Consider the following 5,536-nt stretch of genomic DNA (forward strand, 5'->3'; position numbering starts at 1 on the left):
AGGTTGCCCCAGGTAGCAGTGCACTTGATGAGTGTGGTGTTGGTGGTGTGCGTCCGATCCTTGAGAACTCAACAGCGTGTCAGATTATTGATGCCAATGTTTTATCTTTTTTGGCCACCATGTCTTGCCGCCCCCGGTGGGGTGTGGTGGTTTTTGTCAGGCTTGGCTCTCTTCTAGGGATCTAAGGTTTTTATCGGAGAGTTTGATCCTGGCTCAGGACGAACGCTGGCGGCGTGCTTAACACATGCAAGTCGAACGATGAAGCGGTGCTTGCACCGTGGATTAGTGGCGAACGGGTGAGTAACACGTGAGTAACCTGCCCTTCACTCTGGGATAACTCCGGGAAACCGGTGCTAATACTGGATACGACCTCAACCTGCATGGGTATGGGGTGGAAAGCTTTTGTGGTGGAGGATGGACTCGCGGCCTATCAGCTTGTTGGTGGGGTAATGGCCCACCAAGGCGACGACGGGTAGCCGGCCTGAGAGGGTGACCGGCCACACTGGGACTGAGACACGGCCCAGACTCCTACGGGAGGCAGCAGTGGGGAATATTGCACAATGGGCGAAAGCCTGATGCAGCGACGCCGCGTGAGGGATGACGGCCTTCGGGTTGTAAACCTCTTTCAGCTCTGACGAAGCTTTATTGTGACGGTAGGAGCAGAAGAAGCACCGGCTAACTACGTGCCAGCAGCCGCGGTAATACGTAGGGTGCGAGCGTTGTCCGGAATTATTGGGCGTAAAGAGCTTGTAGGCGGCTTGTCGCGTCTGCTGTGAAATCCCGGGGCTCAACCTCGGGCTTGCAGTGGGTACGGGCAGGCTAGAGTATGGTAGGGGAGACTGGAATTCCTGGTGTAGCGGTGGAATGCGCAGATATCAGGAGGAACACCGATGGCGAAGGCAGGTCTCTGGGCCATCACTGACGCTGAGAAGCGAAAGCGTGGGGAGCGAACAGGATTAGATACCCTGGTAGTCCACGCCGTAAACGTTGGGCGCTAGGTGTGGGTCCCATTCCACGGGGTCCGTGCCGCAGCTAACGCATTAAGCGCCCCGCCTGGGGAGTACGGCCGCAAGGCTAAAACTCAAAGGAATTGACGGGGGCCCGCACAAGCGGCGGAGCATGCGGATTAATTCGATGCAACGCGAAGAACCTTACCAAGGCTTGACATGTACCGGAAACCTCCAGAGATGGGGGCCCCGCAAGGTCGGTACACAGGTGGTGCATGGTTGTCGTCAGCTCGTGTCGTGAGATGTTGGGTTAAGTCCCGCAACGAGCGCAACCCTCGTTCTATGTTGCCAGCACGTGATGGTGGGGACTCATAGGAGACTGCCGGGGTCAACTCGGAGGAAGGTGGGGATGACGTCAAATCATCATGCCCCTTACGTCTTGGGCTTCACGCATGCTACAATGGCCGGTACAGAGGGCTGCGATACCGCGAGGTGGAGCGAATCCCTTAAAGCCGGTCTCAGTTCGGATTGGGGTCTGCAACTCGACCCCATGAAGTCGGAGTCGCTAGTAATCGCAGATCAGCAACGCTGCGGTGAATACGTTCCCGGGCCTTGTACACACCGCCCGTCAAGTCACGAAAGTCGGCAACACCCGAAGCCGGTGGCCCAACCCCTTGTGGGAGGGAGCTGTCGAAGGTGGGGCTGGTGATTGGGACTAAGTCGTAACAAGGTAGCCGTACCGGAAGGTGCGGCTGGATCACCTCCTTTCTAAGGAGCACCGTGGGCCATGCCGCTTCTTGGTGGTGTGGTTCTGTGGCCTGCTGCGTGGGCGTTCGTCCCACGGTGGGTTGCTCTGGGTGGAACATCAGTTCTCTGTCGCCGTCGTCTCGTGCGTCGGTCTGTGCCTGAGTACGACCTGGTGCGCCGTGCCCGTCCTCCTTCTGGGGGGTGGGTGGTGGTGTGCTGGGTGTGGGAAGGGTGGGGCCGGTGCGGGGGTGGTGGTGCTGACACGTTGTTGGGTCCTGAGGGATCGGGCCTGCGTGCTGTTCGTGCGTCTCCTCGAGAGGGGAGGGGTGCGGGGGGTGCGTGGTCCTGGTCGCCTCGTGCTGGGGCCCTGGGTGATCCCATACCCGTGCCTGGTTCTTCGGAGCCGGGTGTGTGTGGTGGGGTGGTGTGCCCGGGGTTGGCCTGGTCGTATGTTGAGAACTGTACAGTGGACGCGAGCATCTTTGTGGCTTAAGTTTTTAAGGGCACACGGTGGATGCCTTGGCACCAGAAACCGAAGAAGGACGTAGGAATCTGCGATAAGCCTCGGGGAGTCGATAACCAGACATTGATCCGAGGATTTCCGAATGGGGAAACCCGGCTGGACTCATCTCCAGTCACCCGCACCTGAATATATAGGGTGCGTGGAGGGAACGTGGGGAAGTGAAACATCTCAGTACCCACAGGAAGAGAAAACAACAGTGATTCCGTGAGTAGTGGCGAGCGAAAGCGGATCAGGCTAAACCTCGGCTGTGCGATCACCTGGTAGGGGTTGCAGTCGGGGGGTCGTGGGATTGCGTGTACCGGTGCTACCAAGCCGGTGCGGAGTAAGAAATCGTTGATGTAGGCGAAGGGTCTGGAAAGGCCTGGCACAGACGGTGAGACCCCGGTAGCTTAAACGTCGACGACTCCGTTGCGCACGTCCCAAGTAGTACGGGGCCCGAGAAATCCCGTACGAATCTGGCAGGACCACCTGCTAAGCCTAAATATTCTCTGGTGACCGATAGCGGACAAGTACCGTGAGGGAAAGGTGAAAAGTACCCCGGGAGGGGAGTGAAATAGTTCCTGAAACCGTGTGCTTACAATCCGTCGGAGCTGGCCTGCGGGCTGGTGACGGCGTGCCTTTTGAAGAATGAGCCTGCGAGTTAGTGCTCAGTGGCGAGGTTAACCCGTGTGGGGAAGCCGTAGCGAAAGCGAGTCCGAACAGGGCGATTGAGTCGCTGGGTCTAGACCCGAAGCGGAGTGATCTACCCATGGCCAGGGTGAAGCGCGGGTAAGACCGCGTGGAGGCCCGAACCCACTTAGGTTGAAAACTGAGGGGATGAGCTGTGGGTAGGGGTGAAAGGCCAATCAAACTCCGTGATAGCTGGTTCTCCCCGAAATGCATTTAGGTGCAGCGTCATGTGTTTCTTGCCGGAGGTAGAGCTACTGGATGGCTGATGGGCCCCACCGGGTTACTGACGTCAGCCAAACTCCGAATGCCGGTAAGTGAGAGCATGGCAGTGAGACTGCGGGGGATAAGCTTCGTAGTCGAGAGGGAAACAGCCCAGATCACCAGCTAAGGTCCCAAAGCGTGTGCTAAGTGGGAAAGGATGTGGAGTTGCTGTGACAACCAGGAGGTTGGCTTAGAAGCAGCCACCCTTTAAAGAGTGCGTAATAGCTCACTGGTCAAGTGATTCCGCGCCGACAATGTAGCGGGGCTCAAGCACACCACCGAAGCTGTGGCAGTGACATATTGCTCGGCCCTCACCCTCGTGGTGCGGGTCCAGGCGTGTTGCTGGGTAGGGGAGCGTCGTGTCGCGAGTGAAGCATCCGAGTGATCGAGGTGTGGACGCGACACGAGTGAGAATGCAGGCATGAGTAGCGAAAGAAGAGCGAGAAACTCTTCCGCCGAATAACCAAGGTTTCCAGGGTCAAGCTAATCTGCCCTGGGTAAGTCGGGACCTAAGGCGAGGCCGACAGGCGTAGTCGATGGACATCCGGTTGATATTCCGGAACCGGCGAAGGACCGCCAAGTACCGAATCGTGTGATGCTAAGCGCCTGACGCCTGCCGATCACGGTCTCGTCCCTTCGGGGGCGGGTCGTGGGTGGGTCGAACGCGTGACCCGAGCGTGTAGTAGGTAAGCGATGGAAGGACGCAGGAAGGTAGCCTCCGCGTGGCGATGGTAGTCCACGTCCAAGAGCGCAGGGCCGGGGAGTGGTAAATCCGCCCCATCAGTGCCCGAGGCTTGACAGTGACCGCGTATGCGGGAAGCAGGGTGATCCTATGCTGCCTAGAAAAGTTCCTAGCGAGGTCCGAGCCGCCCGTACCCCAAACCGACTCAGGTGGTTGGGTAGAGAATACCAAGGCGATCGAGTGAATCGTGGTTAAGGAATTCGGCAAAATGCCCCCGTAACTTCGGGAGAAGGGGGGCCCGACGTGTGAAACCCTTCACGGGTTGGCACGGACGGCCGCAGAGACCAGGGAGAAGCGACTGTTTACTAAAAACACAGGTCCGTGCGAAGTCGCAAGACGATGTATACGGACTGACGCCTGCCCGGTGCTGGAACGTTAAGGGGACGGGTTAGCCGTGAGGCGAAGCTCTGAACTTAAGCGCCAGTAAACGGCGGTGGTAACTATAACCATCCTAAGGTAGCGAAATTCCTTGTCGGGTAAGTTCCGACCTGCACGAATGGCGTAACGACTTCTCCACTGTCTCAACCGCGAACTCGGCGAAATTGCACTACGAGTAAAGATGCTCGTTACGCGCAGCAGGACGGAAAGACCCCGGGACCTTTACTATAGTTTGGTATTGGTGTTCGGTACGACTTGTGTAGGATAGGTGGGAGACTGTGAAGCGGGCACGCCAGTGTCTGTGGAGTCATCGTTGAAATACCACTCTGGTCGTTCTGGACATCTAACTTCGGTCCGTGATCCGGATCAGGGACAGTGCCTGATGGGTAGTTTAACTGGGGCGGTTGCCTCCTAAAGAGTAACGGAGGCGCCCAAAGGTTCCCTCAGCCTGGTTGGCAATCAGGTATCGAGTGTAAGTGCACAAGGGAGCTTGACTGTGAGACAGACATGTCGAGCAGAGACGAAAGTCGGGACTAGTGACCCGACGGTGGCTTGTGGAAGCGCCGTCGCTCAACGGATAAAAGGTACCCCGGGGATAACAGGCTGATCCTGCCCAAGAGCTCATATCGACGGCATGGTTTGGCACCTCGATGTCGGCTCGTCGCATCCTGGGGCTGGAGTCGGTCCCAAGGGTTGGGCTGTTCGCCCATTAAAGCGGTACGCGAGCTGGGTTTAGAACGTCGTGAGACAGTTCGGTCCCTATCCGCTGCGCGCGTAGGAAACTTGAGGAGAGCTGTCCCTAGTACGAGAGGACCGGGATGGACGAACCACTGGTGTGTCAGTTGTCCTGCCAAGGGCACCGCTGATTAGCTACGTTCGGACGTGATAACCGCTGAAAGCATCTAAGCGGGAAGCACACTCCGAGATGAGGTTTCCAGACCCCGCAAGGGGTGAGAGGCTCCCAGCTAGACTACTGGGTTGATAGGCCGGACGTGGAAGCACAGTAATGTGCGGAGCTGACCGGTACTAATAAGCCGACAACTTAACAACAAAGATGTTACGCGTCCACTGTACGGTCTCTCGAGATACGAACGCCGCCACACCCCCCACCCGGGGGTGTCCCAGGTGCACGTTCACGAACTCGACAGCGTTACGGCGGTCATAGCGTCAGGGAAACGCCCGGTCACATTCCGAACCCGGAAGCTAAGCCTGACAGCGCCGATGGTACTGCACTGGTGACGGTGTGGGAGAGTAGGACACCGCCGGACT

General features: G+C 57.9%; 1 protein-coding gene and 3 rRNA genes. All 4 read left to right on the forward strand.

The features are described from left to right. Positions 1-185: hypothetical protein (locus tag ACI3ET_RS16180; RefSeq protein WP_405034101.1), on the forward strand; the 185-nt coding region annotated here is incomplete at its 5' end. Positions 186-190: 5 nt separating this feature from the next. Continuing rightward, positions 191-1,715 (forward strand): 16S ribosomal RNA (locus ACI3ET_RS16185). A gap of 466 nt (positions 1,716-2,181) precedes the next feature. Continuing rightward, positions 2,182-5,317 (forward strand): 23S ribosomal RNA (locus tag ACI3ET_RS16190). Positions 5,318-5,418: 101 nt separating this feature from the next. Next, positions 5,419-5,535: ribosomal RNA gene (gene rrf / locus ACI3ET_RS16195) — 5S ribosomal RNA — on the forward strand. The 16S, 23S and 5S rRNA genes sit together here, the layout of an rRNA operon. Position 5,536: the final 1 nt, after the last annotated feature.

The organism is Ornithinimicrobium jinqii (genome assembly GCF_045032595.1).
Classification (GTDB): domain Bacteria; phylum Actinomycetota; class Actinomycetes; order Actinomycetales; family Dermatophilaceae; genus Ornithinicoccus.